This window comes from Burkholderia paludis, assembly GCF_000732615.1.
Classification (GTDB): Bacteria; Pseudomonadota; Gammaproteobacteria; order Burkholderiales; family Burkholderiaceae; genus Burkholderia; species Burkholderia paludis.
On record NZ_JPGL01000032.1, the window covers coordinates 80,322 to 103,156 of the forward strand.

Genomic DNA, 22,835 nt, shown 5'->3' on the forward strand with positions numbered 1-22,835 from the left:
GACCGGCGGGTCGGGACGGCGCGCCGGTGCGTTACCAGCGCACGGTCACGCCGCCCATCACCGAATGATCGTAGGTCTGGTCGTTCAGCCCGCGCCGGTAGCCGACGTCGAGATCGAGCCACGGCTTCGGCGAATAGATCGCGCCCGCGATCACGAATGCAGGGTTCGCGCCGGCGCCGCTTGCCGTGTTGCGCGACGTGCCGATGTCGGCCACGATCTGCAGCCTGTCGGTCGCCTTGTAGATCGCCGCGCCCGACACGGCCCAGATCGACGTCAGGTCGCCCTGGCGGTTCGGCTGGTACGTCACGCCCGCGTTGGCGAGGAACGACAGCCGCGCGACGTCGAGCTGCGCGAGCAGCGTTGCGCCGGCGCCCGCGCGGCCGGTGCCGAGCCCGCGCCGGTCGTTGCCGGTCGGCGCCGTCAGTTTCGGCTTCAGCGCGATCGACAGCGGGCCGCGCTCGACGAAGCGCCATTTCATGCCGATCTCGACATCGCCGATCCCGGCGCCGTTCTCGTCGGTGCGCGTCTGCAGATGCGTATACGGCGCGTTCACGTAAAGATCGACGTGCTCGCCGAACCCGCGCGTGAGCGTCGCGTTCCACAGCTGGTGGCGGCCGTTTTCTTCCTGTTTCGAGGTTTCCTCGGCGTTGAATTCGAATTGCCAGTTCGCGTTGCCCTGCGTACCCGTGTCGTCGCTGACGAGCGGATGGGTGGCGAGGGCGTCGAACGGCGCGAGGAGGGCGCTCGCGGCGGCGAGCGGAAGGATTCTCTTCATCACGTTATCCGTAGTGCGTCGTGAGGGCCGGCCCGCGCGCGTGGCGCGGGCCGGCCGCCCTGTCGTCCGGCCGGAATCGGGCCGGCGTCAGAACCACTGCTTGTAGCGGCGCACGTAGATCGTCTTGACGATCTGCGCGAGCAGGATGTAGCCGGCCATCGTCGCGGCGAGCCACAGCCAGAAGGTGCCCGGCAGGTGCATGAAGCCGAGCGATTCCGCGAACGGCGAGAACGGCAGCCAGCAGCCGATCGCGATCGCGGTGAAGGTCGACAGCAGCACCGGCAGCGCGGCCGTGCTCTGCAGGAACGGGATCTTCTGCGTGCGCAGCAGGTGCACGACGAGCGTCTGCGACACCAGGCTCTCGATGAACCAGCCCGAGTTCATCACGATCTGGCCGCCCGTGCCGCCGTTCAGGTGATACATCGCGCCCGCGCCGAACACCGTCCACATCAGGATGTACGTCGTGATGTCGAACACCGACGACGTCGGCCCGACCCACAGCATGAAGCGGCCGATATTGCCGGCTTCCCACTTGCGCGGCTTCTTCAGGAACTCCGGATCCATCTTGTCCCACGGCAGCAGCATCTGCGACGTGTCGTAGATCAGGTTCAGCACGAGCAGTTGCGTCGCGAGCATCGGCTCCCACGGCAGGAACGCGCTGGCGACGAGCACCGAGAACACGTTGCCGAAGTTCGAGCTCGCGGTCATGTTCAGGTACTTCAGGATGTTGCCGAACGTCTCGCGGCCCTTGATCACGCCTTCCTCGAGCACCATCAGGCTCTTTTCGAGCAGGATGATGTCGGCGGTTTCCTTCGCGATGTCGGCGCCGCTGTCGACCGAGATGCCGACGTCGGCGTCGCGCAGCGCGGGCGCATCGTTGATGCCGTCGCCGAGGAAGCCGACGGTGTGGCCGTTCGCCTGCAGCGCCTTGACGATGCGCGCCTTCTGCAGCGGCGTCAGCTTCGCGAACACGGTCGTGTGTTCGACGACCTGCGCGAGCGCCGTGTCGTCGAGCGCTTCGATTTCCATGCCGAGCATCGGCTTGCCGGGCTCGAGGCCGACCTGGCGGCACACCTTCATCGTGACGATCGGGTTGTCGCCCGTCAGCACCTTCACAGCGACGCCGTTCTCGCGCAGCGCGGCGAGCGCCGGAGCGGCCGATTCCTTCGGCGGATCGAGGAAGGTCAGGAAGCCGCGCACGACGAGATCGCGCTCGTCGGCGGTGCGGTACTGCTGGCGCTCGTCGCCGCGCGGGATCGTGCGCGTCGCGACCACGAGCACGCGGAAGCCGTCCTCGTTGTATGCGCCGGCCTGCTCGAGCAGCCGCTTGCGCGCGACGAAATCGAGCGGACGCACGCCGTCCTCGTCCTGCACGTGCGTGGAGACGGCCAGCATTTCCTCGACCGCGCCCTTGCAGATCAGCAGGTGCGCGCCCCGGGTGTCCTCGACGACGACCGACAGGCGCCGCCGCACGAAGTCGAACGGCAGCTCGTCGATCTTCTTGTAGCCCTGCGGTTTCGCGCGTTCGCCGATCTCGTCGGCGCGCGCGACGACCGCGATGTCGATCAGGTTCTTCTGGCCGCTCTGGTGGAAGCTGTTCAGCCAGCCGAGCCGCAGGATCTCCTCGTCCTTGTGACCGGACAGGTCGAGGTGGTGCTCGAGGATGATCTTGTCCTGCGTGAGCGTGCCGGTCTTGTCGGTGCACAGCACGTCCATCGCGCCGAAGTTCTGCACCGAGTTCAGGCGCTTCACGACGACCTTGCGGCGCGCCATCGCGACCGCGCCGCGCGCGAGGTTCGCGCTGACGATCATCGGCAGCATCTCGGGCGTGAGACCTACGGCCACCGCGAGCGCGAACGTGAGCGCGCTCAGCCAGTCGCCCTTGGTCAGCCCGTTGATCATGAACACGATCGGCACCATCACGAACATGAACTTGATCAGCAGCCAGCTCACGCTCGAGACGCCGCGGTCGAAGCTCGTCTCGATGCGCTTGTGGCTCACGACGTTGCGCGCGAGCGAGCCGAAGTACGTGTCTTCGCCGGTCGCGACGACGACGGCCGTCGCCGTGCCGCTGACGACGTTGGTGCCCATGAAGCAGACGTTCTCGAGATCGAGCAGCGATGCCGACGCGTCGGTCGCCGCGCCGGCCGCGCGCGTGCCGGCGGATTTGCCGGCGACCGCGCCGAGCGTGTCGTATTTCTCGACGGGCAGCGCCTCGCCGGTCAGCACGGCCTGGCTGATGAACAGGTCGCGCGACGCCAGCAGGCGTACGTCCGCCGGGATCATGTCGCCGGCCGACAGGTGCACGATGTCGCCGGTCACGACTTCGCGCATCGGTACCTCGCGGCGCGCCGGTTCGGACGTGTCGGTCACCGAGCGCTGCACGGTGGCCGTCGTGCGGACCATCGCCTTCAGCTTCTCGGCCGCGCGCAGCGAACGGAATTCCTGCGCGAAGCGCAGCAGCGCGCTGATCGTGACCATCGTCAGCAGGATCGTCATGCCGACGTAGTCCCGATCGTCGGGCGCGGCGAAGTAGACGTCGGTGAAGAAGCTGATGGCGGCGAGCACCAGCAGTACGTAGACAAACGGGTTGTGGAACGAGAGCAGCAACTGGCGGGTCCAGTGCGGCGGCTTGTCGTGCGCGATTTCGTTCGGGCCGTAGTGCTGCAGGCGGTCGGCGGCCTGGTCGTAGGTGAGGCCGCGCGTGCTGGTGTTCAGCGACTTCAGCGTGGCCTCGAGCGGGCGGGCCGCTTCCTGCGCGGCGCGCATGATGCGCGGATCGTTCTGCTGGCCGGCGCCGGCCTTGATGAAGCCGCGCTGTTTCTTTTGGGACGGATTGTGTCGTGTCATGAGTCGCTCCTTGCGCACGAGGCGGCGGGCGGGGAGCGGCCGTGACGTTATCGACGCACGAGCGCTCCCCGCCGCGTCGCGTCAGGCGCGATCGGCTGTGGATCGGAGAATGCGGGAACGCTCGCCGGCGCGTGCGGTGCGACCGGAGGGACGATGCGCAGCGTCGCACCGGCGAGCGGTAATCGACTACTGTCGTCTGAGTTCATCTGCACTCCTGTCGGTTGCGGATAGTCGGCGCGGGCGATCGACGGCGCCGCACGCACGAAGGCGTACGGCCGGACGGCACGCGAACGGAATGCGCGCGCGGCTGGCGCTGCGCGCAACGCGAACGCACGCGCGACGGCGCGTCGCATGCGTTCGACAACATCGAAAATTCGGCGGGAGATCCGGCCGTTCAGGCCGGAAAGACGCCGCATCCTGCTTCCCGGGATGCGGCAGAAGACGAGGCTCTGCGCGTTTTCCTCAGGCAGCAGTCAAGTTGGTCAAGCACCAACTACAACTCGCATCGGTGTTCACAGAACACTCCATGTAATTAGACGGGAGCGATGGTAATGGGTCGCTGTGCGAAGCGTCAACCCTTTTGTCAGCTGTTATTTCGAGAAACGTAATCGGGTCGAGGTGCGGGCGGCGAGGCGCGGGACGGGCCGCAACAAAATGGCCGCGCGCACGCCGGATCGGCATGCGCGCGGCCGCGCGGGAGAGGGTGGCGGTTACGGGTTGGCCGATGCGACGGCGGCCCCTGCATCGAGGATGCCCGAGCCTGCCGGCATCGCGGTGCAGGACGTGCTGGCCGACAGCTTGGTCGTGCGCGTGCCGCCCTGCAGCTTCTGCTGGATCTGCGTGGGCGTGAGGTTGCTGTTGATCGACAGCATCAGCGCGGCGACCCCCGTCACCTGCGGCGTCGCGAGGCTGGTGCCGTTCGCCAGACCGTAGGTGTCCGAGCCCGGCGTCGTCGTGCCGGTGTTCGACGTCGACAGGATGTTGACGCCCGGCGCGCTCAGTGCGACGTCGGAGCCGAAGTTGCTGAACGATGCGCGCAGGCCGTTCGTGTCGGTCGCACCGACGCTGATCACGCCGCGGCAGTTCGCGGGCTGGTCGAGCCCGGTCGACAGGCCGTCGTTGCCGGCCGCGACGACCACGGTCACGCCCTTCGCGGTCACGTCGTCGATCGCCTGCTGGAACGTCGTGCTGCACGTGCCGACGCCGCCGAGGCTCAGGTTGATGACCTTGGCGGGCGTCGGGTTGTTCGGCACGCCGCTCACCGGAATGCCGGCTGCCCAGCGCATCCCGTCCGCGATGTCGCTCGTGGTGCCGCCGCACTTGCCGAGCACGCGCACCGGCAGGATCTGGCCGAGCCACGAGATGCCGGCGATGCCGACGCCGTTGTTGGCGGTCGCACCGATCACGCCCATCACGCGCGTGCCGTGCCAGCTGCTGTTGCTCGGCTCGCTCGCGCATTGATAGTACGGGCCGCTCGCGTTGCTGAGGTCCTGCTGCGTGACCCAGTCGCCCGGATCGGTTGCATCGGGGCCGCGCGTCTCGCCGTTGTTGCTGGTGTTGACGTTGCTGATGAAGTTGTAGCCGGGCAGCAGGTTGCCGATGAGGTCGGCATGCGGACGGTAGCCGGTGTCGAGCACGGCCGTGACGACGGTCGGCGAACCCTTGGTCACGGTCCACGCCGGCGGCATGTCGATGCCGGCGGTCGGGTCGAACAGGTACCACTGCTGGCTGTAGAGCGGATCGCTCGGCGTGTCGCGAATCCGCATCGGGTGATCCGGTTCCGCGTAGTCGACGTCCGCATCGGCCGCGAACGCCTGCGCGAGCGCGGCCGCGTCGCTGGCCGCGATGCGCTGGCCGATCGACAGCACGGCGGCGCCGCTCGAGATCGTCCGCTCGACCTGCACGTTCAGCTGCGTTTGCGGGATCGTGCTCGCATAGGCGCGTGCGCTGCCGGTGGCCGGCGCCGTCCAGCGCGTCATCGAGCGCTGGATGACCGCATTGAGCCGCGTCCCGTCGTCGGTCGCGGCCATCGCACGCGTGGCCGTCAGCGTCTTCAGCTTGACGATCAGGTGATCGATCGGCGGTTCGGTCGGGGCAGCCTGCGCGGTCTGCGTGGTCTGCGCCGCCATCTGCACGGCGGCCTGCTGGGTCGCGCAGGCATTGCTGCCGGTCGTGGTGGGCGTGGGCGTCGGGGCCGGCGTCGGGGCCGGTGCCGGTGCCGCATTGGAGGAAGACGGGTTGCTGCCGTCGCCGCCGCCACCGCCGCCGCAACCGGCGAGGGGCAGGAGGGCCGCGGCGGACAACATGCCGGCGAGCATGCGCACATGTGCGGAGCGCGCCAGCGCGATATTGAAACGTTTGGTTCTCATGTTGAAACTCGATCCTCGTAGATAACCGTCGTGCCGGCGGTGGCGCCGGTCCGGCAATGCCGGACCTTGTCGTTTTTTTTCTGGCGGCCGCAGCGGGGTTGCTGCGTCGCGCCATGCACTGGGTAACGGCGTGCGCGACGGCTTCTTGAGTGCGTTTCACGAGAAAAAACGGGGCGGGCGCAAACGATTACGTTGCTGCGTCGCAGCACGAACGCGCGTTTGGAACGGCCGGTACGGAAAGCCGCCGCGGGGTCGTGCGCGTCCGCTCGGGCGGGGCGTCCGGCGCGGGCGGCGTTGCGCGGCACGGAAAACGTCTTTCAGCGCGCGGCCACGCTGGAAGGTTGTTTACGCATCGCCTGATGCGATGCGAATTTTTGTCGGGCGTACGATCGCGATTCGATCAACCTTTCGTCAGGAGAAAAGCATGGATCGCCGCTTCCGTTGGCTGGCTGTCGCGTTGTCCTGTGCGCTGGCGGGCGCCGCGCACGCACAGGCCCTCACCGGTACGCTGAAGAAGATCAAGGACACCGGCGTCGTGTCGCTGGGCATTCGCGAATCGTCGGTGCCGTTCTCGTATTCGGACAACCAGCAGAAGAACATCGGCTATTCGCGCGATATCGCGTCGCGCATCGTCGACCGGCTGAAGACGGAACTGAACCTGCCGAACCTCGCGGTGAAGGAGATTCCGATCACGTCGCAGAACCGGATTCCGCTGCTGCAGAACGGGACGATCGATTTCGAATGCGGATCGACGACGAACACGCTCGAACGGCAGAAACAGGCCGCGTTCTCGAACAGCATCTTTCTCTACGGCATCCGTTTCAGCACGCGCAAGGATTCCGGCGTGAAGGACTTCTCGGACCTGGCCGGCAAGACGGTCGCGACGACGGCCGGCACGTCGGACGAACGCCTGTTGCGCAAGCTCAACGAAGAGAAGGCGATGAACATGACGATCATCAGCGCGAAGGATCACGCCGAAGCGTTCATGAACGTCACGACCGGGCGCGCAGTGGCGTTCGTGATGGACGAGCCGCTGCTGTACGGCGAAATCGCGAAGGATCGCAACCCGGGCGCGTACACGGTGGCAGGCACGCCGCTCGTCCACGAAAACTATGCGTGCATGATGCGCAGGGACGATCCCGCGTTCAAGCATGTGGTCGACGACGTGATCGCAAGGATGCAGACGTCCGGTGCGGCCGAGAAGCTGTACAACCAGTGGTTCACGCAGCCGATTCCGCCCAAGGGCGTGAGTCTGAACTATCCGCTGTCGGCGGAGATGCGGCAGCTGTTCAGGAATCCGACGGATCAGGCGCAGTACTGATCCGGCGTGGCGCCGAGCGGAGTCCGGCAATGAAAGACCGTCGGCGCATGCCGGCGGTTCCGGGGCGAAAGCGGGATCGGAAAACACGCCGGACCTTGATTTCCGGCCCGCGCGCGGCCGGCGCCGTTGCGCCCGCCGCCATGTACGAACGGCATCGCATCTTCGTCGTTCGCTCAAACGTAACGGCCCGGATCAGCCGCGAACGAATCGTGCGGCTCGCGCAACGCGCCATCGGGAACGTTGACGGTGCCGGATCAAGGCGGCCTCGGCCGCCCCCCCGGCCAGCGCATGTCCGCCCGGGCCGCAACCGGCATTCAACCGCGTCCGTGCCAGGGACATCCGGCTGCCTGACGCGACAACAGGCACAATACGACATTCGCCACGACGCACGCATGTTCGCATTTCGAACATCGCGCGGCTGCGTCACTGCTGTCCACATCGATCCCGGTCTCCATGAACGCCACGCTTACCCCTGCGCGCGAGTCGAACTCGCCGCGCTTTCTGCTGTTCCTGATTTGCCTGTTCGCGTCCGCCGGCCAGCTGGCGATCGACATCTACGTGCCCGCGCTGCCCGACATGGCGCGTTCGTTCGCGACCACGCCGCAGGCGATCCAGTCGAGCGTGTCGGGCTACATGGCCGCCTATGCGCTCGGCCAGCTCATCTTCGGTCCGATCGCCGACGCCTACGGGCGCAAGCGCGTGCTCGCGTTCGGGCTCGTGATCTATACGATCGGCTGCCTGCTGTCGCTCGGCGCGCAGAACCTCGAGACGTTCGTGCTGGCGCGCTGCCTGCAGGGCTTCGGCATCGCGACCACCAACCTGCTCGCGAAGGCGATCATCACCGATTCGTTTGCCGGGCAGGCGCTGCTGCACGCGTTCACGTACATGTCGATCGCATGGGGGCTCGCGCCGATCGTCGCGCCGGTGATCGGCGCGCACCTGCAGGAATGGTTCGGCTGGCGCGCGTGCCTGGTGTTCCTGCTGGTGTACTCGCTGGTGATGTGGGCGCTGCTGTGGCGCTACCGGGAGACCTTGCCGAAGCCGGTGCATCTCGAGCCGCGCACGCTGGTGACGAACGCGGGCAAGGTGCTGGCGAGCCCGGTGTTCCAGAGCTGCTTCCTCGCGCAGGGGCTGTGCTACAGCATCCTGCTCGTGTTCAACATCGTCGGGCCGTTCATGGTGCAGACCACCTTGCACAAGCCGCCGACCTTCTTCGGCTATCTCGCGCTCGGGATCGGCCTCATGTACTTCCTCGGCGGCCTGTCGAACCGGCTCCACGGGCCCGGGCTGCCGAGCGCCGAGCAGCGGCTGCGCATCGGCGCGCGCACGATGGCGGGCGCGTCGGTCGCGATGCTGGTCCTGGCGCTGACCGTCGGCTTGCGCGTTTGGACGCTCGCGACGCCGGTGCTCGTGATGGGCTTCTGCGCCGGCGCGATGTACCCGACGCTGATGGCCAAGGGCAATTCGCTGTTTCCGCACATCGCCGGCCTGACGAGCGCGATCCTCGGGTGCGCGCTGCTGCTCGTGTCGTCCGCGATGATGGGCCTGGCCGGCTTCGTGTCGATCCACGTGCTGACGCCGCTCGCGGTGTTCTTCGTCGCGCTGTCGTGCATCGTCGTGTGGATGGTCGCCAAGCTGCTGCGCTACCTGTCGCAGCAGCAGGCCGCGCCCGTCGTGTGCGCGAGCGGGGAGGCCGCGTGAGCGCCGCCGCCGGCGGCGCCCTGAATCCGGTCGTGCTGAACCGTGTCGCCCGTTCCGACGCCGCCGACCTGATCGCCGCCAACCGCGCGAGCCGGAACCACCATCTGCCCTGGGTCGATTCGTTCGTCGACCAGGCGGGATTCGATCAGTGGTTCTCCCGCTGCCTGACCGGGCCGAACGTCGGCCTCGTCGCGCGTGAGCGCGCGTCGGGGGCGGTGGTCGGCGTGGTGAACCTCAACGAGATCGTCGGCGGCGTGTTCCAGAGTGCGTATCTCGGCTACTACGGAATGGCGGCGTTCAGCCGCCAGGGGCTGATGACGGATGCGTTGCGCGCGGCGATCGGCGTCGCGTTCGGCGAACTCGGGCTGCATCGGCTCGAGGCCAACATCCAGCCCGGCAACCTCGCGTCGATCGCGCTGGTGCGGCGGCTCGGCTTCATGAAAGAGGGCTTTTCGCCGCGCTATCTGCGCCTCGGCGGCGAATGGCGCGACCACGAACGGTGGGCGCTGCTGGCTGACGGCACGAGCGAGGCGGACGCCTGACGCCCGATGCCGGCCCGGTGCGTCAGCATCGCAGGCCGCTTACAGCGGGTGGGCCGCGCCTGCCTGCGTCAGAAGCGTAACGGCGACCGGGTCGGGCAATCCGTTGGAGTCGATCGCGCCGGCGTTGGCCAGCGCGACGAGATCGCTGTCGACACCCGGTTGTCCGACCGTGAACGGCGTGGTCAGGAACGCCGGGGCCGCGAGCGTCAGCGAATAGCGCTGCTGCAGGTTGCCCGCCACGGCCGATTGCGCGGCCTGCACCGTGTTCGCGCTTCCCATCGCTTGCCGGTACCGCGCATTGCCCTGGAAATTGCCGATCAGCCCGGCCGTGTTCGTGCCGAGCTGGGCCGCGAGATAGACCAGCAGCAGCTCGGTCTCGGGCGTCGTATTGAACGTGCCGCCCGCGTAGGCGAGCGAATGCAGGCTCGTGCCGCCCGACGTGACGGTGATCGCGCACGGCAGCACGGCGTTGACGGTCACGCTGTAGTTGCCGCCGCCGTCCGTCAGCGTCGTCGCGGAGCCCGTCGCGCAACTGACCGTCACCTGCGCGCTCGCGAGCGCATCGCCCGTGGCGGCCGTGCCCGACAGTGCGACGGCTTGCGTGTTGTCGTTGAAGCAGACATCCACGCCGAAGCAGGCATCGCCGTTGCACGCCTGCAGCGTCGAGACGGCGGCAATGCAGAGGGCGCCCAGCGCGGGGCGGCGGAAGCGGAAGTGCTGGATACGCAGGTTCATGGTCGCTGGCCTCGTATGAAGTGGGGCAACCGGCACGCGCCGCAGCGGCGCCGTTTGCATTCTACGTCCGACATCGGGGCGGTACGACGGGATCCTGAAATGACGAACGCCTGAGCCGGCCCGCTTTCACCGGGACGGTGCGGCGCTATGGCGGGCAGATCCGCCGGCGCGCGGCCGTCGCGATCGCGACGCGCGGCAGCGACCGGCCGCGTCCGGATTTCAACGTCGCGAACCGGGCGGCGATCCCGGCCGAGCCGCGGCCCGATTCCTCGCCCGGCGGCCGCCGAACGCGAGCACGGCCGGCGAACCCGGCCGCCGCGCGCGCTCAGGGCTTGCGTGCGGCCGTCTTTGCGAACGCGCCGCGCACCTCGAAGCTGATCGCATCCGCGACGTTGCCGCGCGCATCGACGAGTTCGAGGCGATGCCGGCCCGGCCACGGCATCCACGCGATGCGATCGGCGCGCCCGATCACCTTGTCGTCGAGCCGCCATGCGAACTTGGCGGTGCGCCCGGCCGAGCGCTCGAACCAGATCCGCTGGTTCTTCGGCGGAATGTCCGGATCGATCGCGAAGATCGTGCCGTCGGTCGGCGCGCCGATCGTCAGCGGCGCGCGTGCGCCGTCCTTGCCCGGGGTGACGGGCGCGGCGAGCCGGACCGTGTCGAGCGCCGTGCCCGCGACGAACCACTCGTTGCGGGACGGTTCGATATCGCGTTCGAACGTAATGCGGCGCGTCTCGACGCCGGCGGGCGGGCGCGGCGCGCGGCTCGGCTGGTCGCGGTGCAGGTAGCCGACCACCGCCGACCACACGGGCGACGCGCCGGTGACGCCCGAGACGTCCCACATCGGCGAGCCGTCCGCATTGCCCACCCACACGCCGACCGTATAGCGCGACGTGAAGCCGACGGTCCAGTTGTCGCGCATGTCCTTGCTCGTGCCGGTCTTGACTGCCGAGAAGAAGCGCGTCGCGAGCGGGTTGTCGAAACCGAACGTGCGCACGCGCGCGTTGTTGTCGGCAATGATGTCCGTGACGACGAAGCTGGCCGCCTCGCTGAACACGCGCGTGCCGGCGTCCGCCTTCGCGGGGGCCGACGCGCCGGCCGCCGGCGTCGGCGCCGGCAGGTCGACGACCTTGCGCGCGACGCCGCCGTTCGCCAGCGCGCGATAGGCGTTGGTCAGCGACAGCAGCGTGACGTCCGCGCTGCCGAGCGCGAGGCTGAAACCGTAGTAGTCTCCTTCCTGCGTGAGCGGCAGGCCGAGCGCGGTCAGCGTGCGCGCGAAGCGGTGCGGCGTGACGAGCACGAGCGTGCGCACGGCCGGGACGTTCAGCGAGCCGCCGAGCGCGCTGCGCACGCTTACCCAGCCCTTGAAATCCTTGTCGTAGTTCTGCGGGATGTACAGGCCGCCGCCGGTGGCGAGGTTGATCGGCGCGTCGTCCAGCAGCGACGCGGCCGTCAGCCGCTTCTCGTCGATCGCCTGCGCATAGAGGAACGGCTTGAGCGTCGAGCCGGCCTGGCGCGGCGCGAGCACGGCGTCGACGTCGCGCGCGCTCGACAGCGCGCCGGACGATCCGACCCACGCGCGAATCTCGCCGGTCGCGTTGTCGATCACGACGACCGCGCCATCCTGCACGTTGCGGCGGTGCGCGGGCGCGTTCAGTTCGGTCAGCGCGCGCATCAGCGTATCGCGCGCGAAGCGCTGCAGCGGCGCATCCAGCGTCGTGCGGACCTGCGCGCCGGCCGCCGGCCGGACCTCGGCCGCGATGCGGCGCGCGAAGTGCGGCGCGAGGGCGGCGCCGTCGTCGCGCGCGGCGCCGGCCGGACGCGAGGTGACGAGCTGCACGTAGCCGTCGAGCGACGCGCATGCCTGCTCGGCATGCATGTCGCGCAGGATCCGGCATGCGCGCTCGGCGATTTTCGCGGGCGAGGCATTCGGCGCGCGCACGAGCGCGGCCGCGATCGCGGCCTCGCGCGCGTCGAGCCCCGACGGCGCCTTGCCGAACAGCACCTGCGACAGGGCGGCGAGCCCGACCGTCTCGCCGCGGAACGGCACCAGGTTCAGGTAGGCCTCGAGGATCTGGTCCTTGCGCCAGCCGCGTTCGAGCAGCAACGCGTTGACCGCCTGCGTGGCCTTCTGCGGCAGCGAGCGCTGGCCCGAGCGGCGCTGCGCGTCGCCGAGCAAGCCGGCGAGCTGCATCGTGACGGTCGACGCGCCGCGCGTGCGCTCGTTCCACAGGTTGCCCCATGCGGCGCCGGCGATCCCGCGCCAGTCGACGCCGCTGTGCTCATGGAAGCGCTTGTCCTCGGACACGACGATCGCCTCGCGAAACGCGGGCGAGACGTCCGCGAGCGACACCCAGTCGCCGCGCCGTTCGGTGAGGTCGACGCGCGTGCGCTGCAGCGGGGTGCCGTCGCGGGCGAGCAGTACCCAGTCGGAGCTGCGCCAGTTGCGGCGCACTTCGTCGTAGTTCGGCAGCGCATGCGCGACGAGCGGCATGGCCAGCACGACGGCGACGACTACGCGGCCGGCGAAACGCGCCGGCCGCGGCAATACCCGATCGATCATCACGGCCTCGTTACTTGCCCGCGTCGGCCGGTTTCACGGTCATCGGCGGGTTTGGCCACAGGCCGTACACGGACGGCGCGTACAGCGCCTCGACGCGCGTGGGCGGCAGCCCGAACGTGCCGACGTTGTTCAGCCGCACCGTGTACTCGACCGAGAATTTGCCCTTCGGCAAATAGTCGTAATACGCGCGGTAGCCGTCGAAATCGCGTTCGACGAACGCGGGCCACGCGCCGTCCGGCGTTTTCTCGCCCTGCGTGGCGGCCTCGGAGTCGCGGCCGAGGCCCGAACCGAGGATCGTCGCGCCGGACGGGATCGGATCGTTGACGACGACCCACGTCATGTCGCTCTGCGCATCGATGTCGAGATGCACGCGCACGACGTCGCCGCGTGTCAGCACGCCCTTGACGGCGGGCGACATGGGGGTGACGGTCTTCGTGATCCGGTAGCCGGCCGCGAACGGCGCACGCAGCGGCACGGCCGCGAGGCTTTCGATCGTCGCCCACGGGCGACCCGTGCCGTCCTGCGTGACGGACAGCGTGGCCGGCGCCTGCGACGCGCGCGGCCATGACAGCAGCACGCTGCGGGCGGCGGCGGCACGCGTGGCGGCGGTGGCCGACGCCGGCGTGTCGGCGGGCGCCGGCGCCCGCGACCACGAGATCGTGCGTTCGTCGCCGCCGAGCGCGACTTTCGTCGCGCCGGCAACCGGCGTGCTCTCGTAGGTGCGCGAGAAGCGCTCGACCGCCAGCAGGCCGAGTGCGTTCGACGTGGTGGTCTGCCACGCGCCCTGGCGCTGCAGGGCGAGCAGGCCGGCGGTGACGCGCGGCATCTCGTCCTTCCACGCCGGGTCGCCGGCGAATTCCAGCGCGAGACGCGCCGCGTTGGTCTCGTTGCTGGTCATCAGCCACCACAGGTCGTCGTCGCGCGCGGTGGAGAACACGAGCTGCGTGCCCTGGTACGTGAGGCGCGCCCGCAGGATCTGTTCGACCTGCGCGCGCTTCTCGTCGCGTTGCGGGATGTCCTTCACGCGCGTGAGGATCGCGTGATAGTCGATCACCGCCGACGTCGGCCACTGGTTCGGCGCGATCTCGATCGAGCCGAGCATGCGGCCCTGCGCGGCGCCGTAGCGCGACAGCGCCTCGATCGCGGCGAGCTTGCGCAGGTCGCGATCCTGGCGCGGCGCCCACGTGTTGCGCTCGATGCGGCCGTCGACGAAGCGCGCGAGCCCGGCCTCGAGCTGCGTACGTACATCTTCCGGCAGCGCGAAGCGCGGATCGAGACGGCTGGCTTCGTCGGACACCACGAGCAGATACGACGACAGCGTCGCGCTGCCCGCGTGCGAATCGTCGGACGACGGCGGGAAGTAGCTCGCGAGCCCGTCGCTGTCGAGATAGACGGGCATGCGGGCGACCAGCGCCTGCCATTGCGCGGGGTCGCGCAGGCCGATCGCGCGCGACGTCTGCTGCTCGAGGCAGCGGTACGGATAGCGCTCGAACCAGCGCCGCACGCCCGGCAGGCCGTCGGCGAGCTTCGATTGCAGCGAGACGGCGATGCCGCCGCGCGGCGCGCCCTGCGCGTTGTTCGCGGCGCCGGCCGGCGCCGACACGGGCACCGTCAGCGTGCCGTCGACCTGCGCGAGCGTCGCCTGCTGCACGGTCACCGGCAGCGCGGGCACGACCTTCTGCGCGACCGCCAGCGCGTCGGACGCGCGCTTGCCGCCTTGCTCGGCGGCCTCGATGCGCCAGTTCAGCGCGCCGGCCGCGTCGAGCGCCTGCTCGGGCACGGTGATCGTCCATGCGACTTCGGTCGCCGTGTTGGCCGCGAGCGACACGGTTTGCGGCGCGACGTCGAGGCCGGTCACGCGCGGCGTGACGACGACCTGCATCGCGCGGTCGGTCGTGTTGCGCAGCGTCACTTGCGCCCGGAACGCGTCGCCTTCGCGCACCAGCGGCGGCAGGCCCGAGATCAGTTGCAGGTCCTGGATGCTGCGGATCGACGTGCTGCCCGAGCCGAAGCGGTCCGGGCCGACCGCCGCGATCGCGACGATGCGGAAGCTCGTCAGCGCGTCGTTCAGCGGCACCTCGACGGTCGCGCTGCCGTTGGCGTCCAGCGTCACGCGCGGATTCCACAGCAGCAGGGTGTCGAACAGCTCGCGCGTCGGCGCGCTGCCGCCGCCGCCGCCGGCCGGCACGGCCTTGCGGCCGAAGTGGCGGCGGCCGACGATTTCCATCTGCGCGGTGGCCGTCTCGACGCCGTACGCGCGCCGCCGCAACATCGCGTCGAGCAGGTCCCAGCTGTTGTTCGGCATCAGTTCGAGCAGCGCCTCGTCGACGGCCGCGACCGCGATCTGCGTGCCGGCCGGCGCGGGCTGGCCGTTCGGCAGCGTGACCTTCACGTGCGCCTGGGCCTTGCCGCGCACCGTGTAGCGCGTCGCGTCGGTCGTCACGGTCACGCCGAGGCGATGGGCGCCCGTGCCGACCTTGATCTCGCCGAGGCCGTAGCGGAACGCGGGCTTCGACAGGTCGACGAACGCGGTCGGCGCTTCATAGTGACGGCCTTCGCGCCAGAATGCGCGCGCCCATTCGATCGGCGCCTTCCAGCCCCATGTGAAGAACGAGTACCACGGCACCTCGCGGATCCGGCCGCGCAGCGCGAGCACCGAGACGTAGACGTTCGGCCCCCACGTGTCGCCGACCTTCAGGTCGACGGTCGGGTTCTTGCCGTTCAGCTCGACCACATGCGTTTCCATCACGCCGCCGCGCTCGACCGCGACCAGCGCGGTCGCGTAGCGGAACGGCATCCGCACCTGGAAGCGGGCGGTCTCGCCCGGTTCGTACGAGGTCTTTTCCGGGATCACGTCGATCCGGTCGGTGTTGTCGCCGCCGAACCAGAGCTCGTCCTCGCGCGTGACCCATACCGACGTCGACGCGTTCGACGTGTGGCCGTCGCCGTCCTTCGCGACCGCGATCAGCTGCACGTTGCCGGCCTGTTCGAGCGTCGCGTCGCAAGCCATGCGGCCCTTGTCGTCGGTCTTGCCCGAGCACAGCACGCCGAGATCGCGCGTGTCGCTCTTGTTGTCGTACGCATAGAAGCCGCCGACCATGCGCTTGCGCGACGAGGTCGTGACGTGCGCGACGCCCTTGATCTCGATCGGCACCGACGCGCGCGGCTTGCCCTGCAGATCGACCGCCAGCGCCTGCACGGGCACGCGCTGGCCGACCGACACCCAGTGGCCGGCCTTGATGCCGGCCGCGACGGCGGCAGGCCACAGGATCGTGTCGCCGCGGATCGTCTGCACTTCGCCGTTCGGGTCGGCGAACGTCGCCTCGAGCGCGATGCGCTTCGGCGCGTCGACGTCGGGCAGGCCCTTGAGCGTGACCGAGCCGGCGCCGTTGCGGTCGAGCGTCAGCGGCAGCTTGTCGGCGATCAGCTTCGTCGCATCGGGATCGTTGTTCGACGCCGACGCGTTGTCGCCGTCCTGCGAATCGTCGTCGGCGTTGCCGTCGCCCGTGTCGGGGCGATACGGCGTGAAGCTGAAATCCTCGAAACGATCGGCGAACGGCGGCGTCGCCCACTTCATCAGCGCGGACACCTGCACGGGCAGGTTCGATGCGCCGCCGCCCGACACGTAGTCGATCTGCACCGCGAGCGGCGCCTCCTTCACGGCGACGAGCGGGCTCTTCTGCGCGTCGCGCGCGCCGATCGAACCCTTCAGCACCGGCAGGCGGAACGCCTCGACGCGGAAGCTGCCACTGTAATAAGTGGCGGTCGGCGCGTCTTCCGGGCCGCCTTCGAGTTCGACGCTGTATTCGCCGAGCTTCGCGGCGGCCGGCAGCGTGAACTGCGTGTCCGCGCTGTGGTCGGCCGCCCACGTGAGCGGCAGCTTGTACGTCTGGCCCGTGCCGAGATGGCGGATCGTCACGCGCGTCGGGTATTGCGACGGGAACGCGAGGCTCTGCAGCGTCTCGGTGCGCAGGAAATGCTTCATCGACACGGTCTCGCCCGCGCGCAGCAGCGTGCGGTCGAACACCGTGTGCGCGCGCACGGTCGGCGCGCTGTCGGTATCGGTCGGCACATTGAAGCGCCACGACTCGATCCCGCGGTTCCAGCCCGAGCTGACGAACGCCATGTCGGGGCCCGTCTTCGGATCGTTCACGCGCGCCGACACGAAGTAGTCGTCGAAGCGTTGCTCCGAATCGGACGAATTGCATGCGCGCTTCGGCTCGAACGCGCCGTCGATCTTCAGCAGGCCCTGCGCGTCGGTCTTGCCGGAGGCGATCTCGTCGCCGTTGCAGTCCGACACGCGGATCTGCGCGTTCGGCACGGGCTTGCCCTTGTCGAGCGTCGTGACCCACACGAGGTTGTTCTCGCGGCCCTGTTTCAGGTGCACGCCGAGGTTCGTGACGAGCACGGTGGTGCGCACGTACATGCTCGACGGCTTCGCGAGCAGCGAGCGGCCGAGCGCGGGCGACGCGAGTTCGAGCACGTAGAAGCCGGGCTTCTCGATCGGCACGCCGACGACTTCGAACGGGCGCAGCGTCTTCGGGTCGGCCTGCGGCATCGTCAGCGCCTGCACGCCGGGCTGGCCCTTGAGCAGCGTCAGCGAACGCACGTCGATGAGGCGATCCTTCGGCGCGGGCGCCTGCTCGCCGGCCTGGCGCGGCACGTAGACGGCGTGCTGGCCCTTGCGCTGGAGCAGGCCGGGAATCTGGCCGTCGATCGAACCGGCCGTCATCGACCCGTTGTCGAAGCGGTCGACGGTGCGCATCCACTGGCGGATCGCGGTGTCGTCGTCGATCTTCAGGTTGGAGAACTGCGCACCCTTGGTGTTGAGGCCGTCGATATGCAGGTCGGCCTCGACGTTGCGCAGCGTGACGGGCACGAGCGCGGGCGTATCGGGTTCGGCGAAGCGCTCGACGATCCCGAACGTGCCCGACGAGAACTTCGCGAGCGGCGGCATCGGCGCGGTGCGCGTCGCAAGCGGGAACAGGTCGGCGTTGGACAGCGGGCGATCGGTCACGTCGCGCAGGTCGGACGGCAACTCGACCGTCAGGCCGGCCTGCTCGGGCAGCGGCGGGTTGAAGTTGACGGTGGTGACTTCCTCGCTCTTGTCGTCGGCCGCGAAGGTCGGCGACAGCGAACCGTCGGGGCCGCGCAGCTTGATCGCCTCGGCGTTCTTGCGCGAGATCGGCGCATTGAACGACAGCGTGAGCGGGCGCAGCGGCGTGCAGGGCGCCTTCGCGTTCTCGCGTTCGCACGAGAAGCTCGCGGCGAACGGGGCGCGCACGGCGAAATCGAAGCGCCGTTCCGTTTCGTTCGGGATGCCGCTCGGGCTCGTGACGCCCTTGCCGTAGACGAGCTGCATCTTCGCGCTCGCCGGCAGCGCCTGCGCGCACGACAGCGTCAGCACGCGCGCGGCGTCCTGCTTCAGCCCGAAATGGTCGAGCAGCGCGTTGCGCGTATCGTCGTCGGCGGCCGTGACCGGGATGCGGTTGCCGATGCCGGCGGCCTCGCACCAGATGTTCGCGAGCGCCGAGCGCGGTTCGGCCGGGCCGTTCAGCTTCAGCACGAAGACCTGGCGCTCCTCGATCTCGCGCGAGCCGGGGCGCACCGTCACCGGGAACGGGCCGCCCGTCTGGAACGTGAAGCGGCGCTGGCCGCTCGCCGCGTTGCCGGCGACCGAGCGCAGCGTGTCGTTGAGCGCGACCGAGCAGCGCACGCCGGGCGGCAGGTCGTTCTCGAAATCGTAGACCCAGGTCTTGTCGTCGAGCCAGTGACCCTGGCCGCGCGCGGCGGCGGCGTCGTTGCAGGTGACCCGGGCGGGATTCGGCGCGGCGGCCGAGCCGAACGCGACCATCGGCTCGTCGAACTTGACCACCGCCTGCCGGACCTCGGTGACGGTGCCTTGCGGTGACACGCTTACCGTGCGCGCGGCGAGCGCGTGCAGCGATACGGCCGCGGCGCCGCCGAGTGCCGCGACGGCGCCGATGCGCCAGAGCAGCCGGGTGGTGCGGCCGGTTCGATTCGCGTCGTTGTGATTGTTGTGCTGCTTCATCGCTCGATTGCCCTCGGAGGGAAGCTTTCTGTTTGATTGCCCGCGATTCTAACCGACCGCCCGTATACGAGAAACGCACCCGGCAGGATGTCATCGGCGTGCGACACCCGTGCAGATGATTCGAGGCGTTGTCGCGTCGACGACACAAAAATGCGGCGGAATGTCGATTATGTCGGATTGCGGAACATTTAATGAACTATAAAAAGATTGTTCGATCCCGCATGTGCGCGTACATTTCAGGTCCGCGCCAATGTTTGAGAAATATCAAGCGTGGTTTTCCCGAATCCGGTGTTCGAGAGAAGGAAACATGCACAACGACAACACTCCCCACTCGCGTCGCACTGGCGACGCAGCCGCAACCGGCATCACGCGGCGTCAATGGCTGCAGGGCGCACTGGCGCTGACGGCGGCGGGCCTGACGGGCTCGCTGGCGTTGCGGGCCCTCGCAGACGATCCCGGCACCGCGCCGCTCGACACGTTCATGACGCTTTCCGAAGCACTGACCGGCAAGAAGGGGCTGAGCCGCGTGCTCGGCGAACGCTTCCTGCAGGCCTTGCAGAAGGGCTCGTTCAAGACGGCCGACAGCCTGCCGCAACTCGCCGGCGCACTTGCGTCCGGCGCGCTGAATCCCGACCAGGAAGCGCTTGCGCTGAAGATCCTCGAAGCGTGGTATCTCGGCGTCGTCGACGACGTCGTGATTACGTACGAGGAAGCATTAATGTTCGGCGTCGTATCGGATACGCTCGTGATCCCTTCGTATTGCCCCAACAAACCCGGCTTCTGGGCCGAAAAACCGATCGAGAGGCAAGCCTGATGGCCGATACCGATACGCAAAAGGCCGACGTCGTCGTCGTCGGATCGGGTGTCGCGGGCGCGATCGTCGCTCACCAGCTCGCGCTGGCGGGCAAGTCGGTGATCCTGCTGGAAGCCGGGCCGCGCATGCCGCGCTGGGAAATCGTCGAGCGCTTTCGCAACCAGCCCGACAAGACCGATTTCATGGCGCCGTACCCGTCGAGCGCATGGGCGCCGCATCCGGAATACGGCCCGCCGAACGACTACCTGATCCTGAAGGGCGAGCACAAGTTCAACTCGCAGTACATCCGCGCGGTGGGCGGCACGACGTGGCACTGGGCCGCGTCGGCGTGGCGCTTCATTCCGAACGACTTCAGGATGAAGACCGTGTACGGCGTCGGCCGCGACTGGCCGATCCAGTACGACGACATCGAGCATTGGTACCAGCGCGCCGAGGAGGAACTCGGCGTGTGGGGCCCGGGCCCCGAGGAAGACCTGTACTCGCCGCGCAAGGAGCCGTACCCGATGCCGCCGCTGCCGTTGTCGTTCAACGAGCAGACGATCAAGACGGCGCTCAACGGCTACGACCCGAAGTTTCACGTGGTGACCGAGCCGGTCGCGCGCAACAGCCGCCCGTACGACGGCCGGCCGACGTGTTGCGGGAACAACAACTGCATGCCGATCTGCCCGATCGGCGCGATGTACAACGGCATCGTGCACGTCGAGAAGGCGGAGCAGGCCGGCGCGAAGCTGATCGACAGCGCGGTCGTCTACAAGCTCGAAACCGGGCCGGACAAGCGCATCACCGCCGCGATCTACAAGGACAAGACGGGCGCGGACCATCGCGTGGAAGGCAAGTACTTCGTGATCGCCGCGAACGGCATCGAGACGCCGAAGATCCTGCTGATGTCCGCGAACCGCGATTTCCCGAACGGCGTCGCGAACAGTTCCGACATGGTCGGCCGCAACCTGATGGACCATCCGGGCACCGGCGTGTCGTTCTACGCGAACGAGAAGCTGTGGCCGGGGCGCGGCCCGCAGGAGATGACGTCGCTGATCGGTTTCCGCGACGGCCCGTTCCGCGCGACCGAGGCCGCGAAGAAGATCCACCTGTCGAACATGTCGCGCATCAACCAGGAAACGCAGAAGATCTTCAAGGGCGGCAAGCTGATGAAGCCGGGCGAGCTCGATGCGCAGATCCGCGACCGCTCCGCGCGCTACGTGCAGTTCGACTGCTTCCACGAAATCCTGCCGCAACCGGAGAACCGCATCGTGCCGAGCAAGACGGCCACCGACGCGATCGGCATTCCGCGCCCCGAGATCACGTATGCGATCGACGATTACGTGAAGCGCGGCGCGGTGCACACGCGCGAGGTCTATGCGACGGCCGCGAAGGTGCTGGGCGGCACGGAAGTCGTCTTCAACGACGAGTTCGCGCCGAACAACCACATCACGGGCGCGACGATCATGGGCGCGGATGCGCGCGACTCGGTCGTCGACAAGGACTGCCGCACGTTCGACCATCCGAACCTGTTCATCTCGAGCAGCTCGACGATGCCGACCGTCGGTACGGTGAACGTGACGCTGACGATCGCGGCGCTCGCGCTGCGGATGTCGGACACGCTGAAGAAGGAAGTCTGACCGTGCGGAAATCTACTCTCACCTTCCTCGTCGCCGGCTGCCTCGCGCTGCCGGGGCTCGCACGCGCGGCCGACGCGGCCGATCCGGCGCTGGTCAAGCGCGGCGAATACCTCGCGGTCGCGGGCGATTGCATGGCGTGTCACACGGCGAAGGGCGGCAAGCCGTTCGCGGGCGGTCTCGGCATGCCGGTCCCGATGCTCGGCAAGATCTATACGAGCAACATCACGCCCGATCCCGACACGGGCATCGGCAACTGGACGCCCGAGGACTTCGAGCGCGCGGTGCGCCACGGGGTGTCGAAGAACGGCGACAACCTGTATCCGGCGATGCCGTACGTGTCGTACGCGAAGATCAACGACGACGACGTGAAGGCGCTGTATGCATACTTCATGCACGGCGTCGAACCGGTCAGGCAGGCGCCGCCGAAGAACGAGATCCCCGCGCTGCTCAGCATGCGCTGGCCGCTGAAGATCTGGAACTGGCTGTTCCTGAAGGACGGCGCGTACGAGCCGAAGCCGGCGCAGAGCGCCGAGTGGAACCGCGGCGCGTATCTCGTGCAGGGCCTCGCGCACTGCAGCACGTGCCACACGCCGCGCGGCATCGCGATGCAGGAGAAGTCGCTCGACGAGACGGGCGGCAGCTTCCTGTCGGGCTCGGTGCTCGCGGGCTGGGACGGCTACAACATCACGTCCGACCCCAACGCGGGGATCGGCGGCTGGACGCAGCAGCAACTCGTGCAGTACCTGCGCACCGGCAGCGTGCCGGGTCTCGCGCAGGCGGCCGGCCCGATGGCCGAGGCGGTGGAGCACAGCTTCTCGCAGATGACGGAAGCCGACATCGGCGCGATAGCGACGTACATCCGCACGGTGCCGGCCGTCGCCGGCGGCGACGCGAAGCAGTCGCGCTCGTCGTGGGGCAAGCCGGCCGAGGACGGCCTGAAGCTGCGCGGCGTCGCGCTTGCGTCGTCGGGCATCGATCCGGCGCGCCTGTATCTCGGCAACTGCGCGACCTGCCACCAGATGCAGGGCAAGGGGACGCCGGACGGCTATTACCCGCCGTTGTTCCACAACTCGACGGTCGGCGCGCCGAATCCGACCAACCTCGTGCAGGTGATCCTGAACGGCGTGCAGCGCAAGGCCGGCAGCGAGGACGTCGGGATGCCGGCGTTCCGTCACGAGCTGTCGGATGCGCAGATCGCCGCGCTGACGAACTACCTGACCGGGCAGTTCGGCAATCCGGCCGCGAAGGTGACCGAGCAGGACGTCGCGAAGCTGCGCTGATGCGGTGTGCGGCGCGGCAGGGCGATCGCTGACAAGAGGAGGGGCGCAGCACATCGGGCGTTCACCCGATGCCGGTTGTTGCAGGGCGGGGGGGGCGGGGCCGGGCGGCCCCCCGCCCCGGTTTGTTGGCAATCCGGTGCGCCGGGGGCGTTCCCGAGACGCGCATCGCTTTCGTTGATCGACACCATGACACCGAATCAACCGTTCTCGCGTC

The 22,835-nt window shown here is 68.7% G+C and carries 13 protein-coding genes; 6 read left to right on the plus strand and 7 right to left on the minus strand.

Annotation, left to right across the window (positions count from 1 at the left end; genetic code table 11):
* Positions 1 to 31 precede the first annotated feature (31 nt).
* The 4 genes from GQ56_RS0121095 to GQ56_RS0121105 form a co-directional block, all read right to left on the minus strand.
* Positions 32 to 775, minus strand: coding sequence for a transporter (locus GQ56_RS0121095; protein ID WP_031400514.1), 744 nt, complete (start codon positions 773 to 775; stop codon positions 32 to 34).
* Between the two features lie 87 nt (positions 776 to 862).
* A complete protein-coding gene (gene mgtA / locus GQ56_RS0121100; RefSeq protein WP_031400515.1) occupies positions 863 to 3,625 on the minus strand; it encodes a magnesium-translocating P-type ATPase in 2,763 nt (920 codons plus the stop codon).
* Positions 3,626 to 3,672: 47 nt separating this feature from the next.
* Positions 3,673 to 4,041 carry a hypothetical protein gene (locus GQ56_RS45910; protein ID WP_160257549.1) on the minus strand — a complete coding sequence of 123 codons (369 nt, stop codon included), beginning with the start codon at positions 4,039 to 4,041 and terminating at the stop codon, positions 3,673 to 3,675.
* 294 nt (positions 4,042 to 4,335) lie between these two features.
* Positions 4,336 to 5,994, minus strand: a complete 1,659-nt coding sequence (locus GQ56_RS0121105; protein WP_031400516.1) for a S8 family peptidase — start codon at positions 5,992 to 5,994, stop codon at positions 4,336 to 4,338.
* Between the two features lie 424 nt (positions 5,995 to 6,418).
* On the opposite strand from GQ56_RS0121105, the gene GQ56_RS0121110 reads away from it, so the two are divergent.
* The 3 genes from GQ56_RS0121110 to GQ56_RS0121120 all read left to right on the plus strand — a co-directional run bounded on the left by GQ56_RS0121110 (position 6,419) and on the right by GQ56_RS0121120 (position 9,558).
* Entirely contained in the window at positions 6,419 to 7,315 is an 897-nt protein-coding gene (locus tag GQ56_RS0121110; RefSeq protein WP_052001439.1) for a glutamate/aspartate ABC transporter substrate-binding protein, read from the plus strand.
* Positions 7,316 to 7,768: 453 nt separating this feature from the next.
* Positions 7,769 to 9,016, plus strand: coding sequence for a multidrug effflux MFS transporter (locus GQ56_RS0121115; RefSeq protein ID WP_031400518.1), 1,248 nt, complete (start codon positions 7,769 to 7,771; stop codon positions 9,014 to 9,016).
* Positions 9,013 to 9,558, plus strand: coding sequence for a GNAT family N-acetyltransferase (locus tag GQ56_RS0121120; protein WP_407638596.1), 546 nt, complete (start codon positions 9,013 to 9,015; stop codon positions 9,556 to 9,558). The genes GQ56_RS0121115 and GQ56_RS0121120 overlap by 4 nt, the downstream gene beginning before the upstream one ends.
* 39 nt (positions 9,559 to 9,597) lie before the next feature.
* On the opposite strand, the gene GQ56_RS0121125 is transcribed toward GQ56_RS0121120, so the two are convergent.
* The 3 genes from GQ56_RS0121125 to GQ56_RS0121135 form a co-directional block, all read right to left on the minus strand.
* Positions 9,598 to 10,293 (minus strand): hypothetical protein, encoded by a 696-nt coding sequence (locus tag GQ56_RS0121125; protein ID WP_031400520.1) that lies wholly within the window; start codon positions 10,291 to 10,293, stop codon positions 9,598 to 9,600.
* 325 nt (positions 10,294 to 10,618) lie between these two features.
* Positions 10,619 to 12,856: a penicillin-binding protein 1C gene (pbpC, locus tag GQ56_RS0121130; RefSeq protein ID WP_031400521.1), complete on the minus strand. Its 2,238-nt coding sequence runs from the start codon at positions 12,854 to 12,856 to the stop codon at positions 10,619 to 10,621.
* Between the two features lie 10 nt (positions 12,857 to 12,866).
* Positions 12,867 to 18,908 (minus strand): alpha-2-macroglobulin family protein, encoded by a 6,042-nt coding sequence (locus tag GQ56_RS0121135; RefSeq protein ID WP_031400522.1) that lies wholly within the window; start codon positions 18,906 to 18,908, stop codon positions 12,867 to 12,869.
* Between the two features lie 307 nt (positions 18,909 to 19,215).
* Here GQ56_RS0121135 and GQ56_RS0121140 point away from each other — a divergent pair, with 307 nt between their 5' ends.
* Genes GQ56_RS0121140 through GQ56_RS0121150 form a run of 3 tightly spaced genes read left to right on the plus strand, consistent with a single transcriptional unit; the run spans position 19,216 to position 22,621 of the window.
* Positions 19,216 to 19,722 (plus strand): sugar dehydrogenase complex small subunit, encoded by a 507-nt coding sequence (locus GQ56_RS0121140; protein ID WP_031400523.1) that lies wholly within the window; start codon positions 19,216 to 19,218, stop codon positions 19,720 to 19,722.
* On the plus strand, positions 19,722 to 21,341 hold the full coding sequence (locus GQ56_RS0121145) for a GMC family oxidoreductase (RefSeq protein ID WP_031400524.1): 1,620 nt from the start codon (positions 19,722 to 19,724) through the stop codon (positions 21,339 to 21,341). The genes GQ56_RS0121140 and GQ56_RS0121145 overlap by 1 nt, the downstream gene beginning before the upstream one ends.
* Before the next feature lie 2 nt (positions 21,342 to 21,343).
* Entirely contained in the window at positions 21,344 to 22,621 is a 1,278-nt protein-coding gene (locus GQ56_RS0121150; RefSeq protein WP_031400525.1) for a c-type cytochrome, read from the plus strand.
* Positions 22,622 to 22,835: the final 214 nt, after the last annotated feature.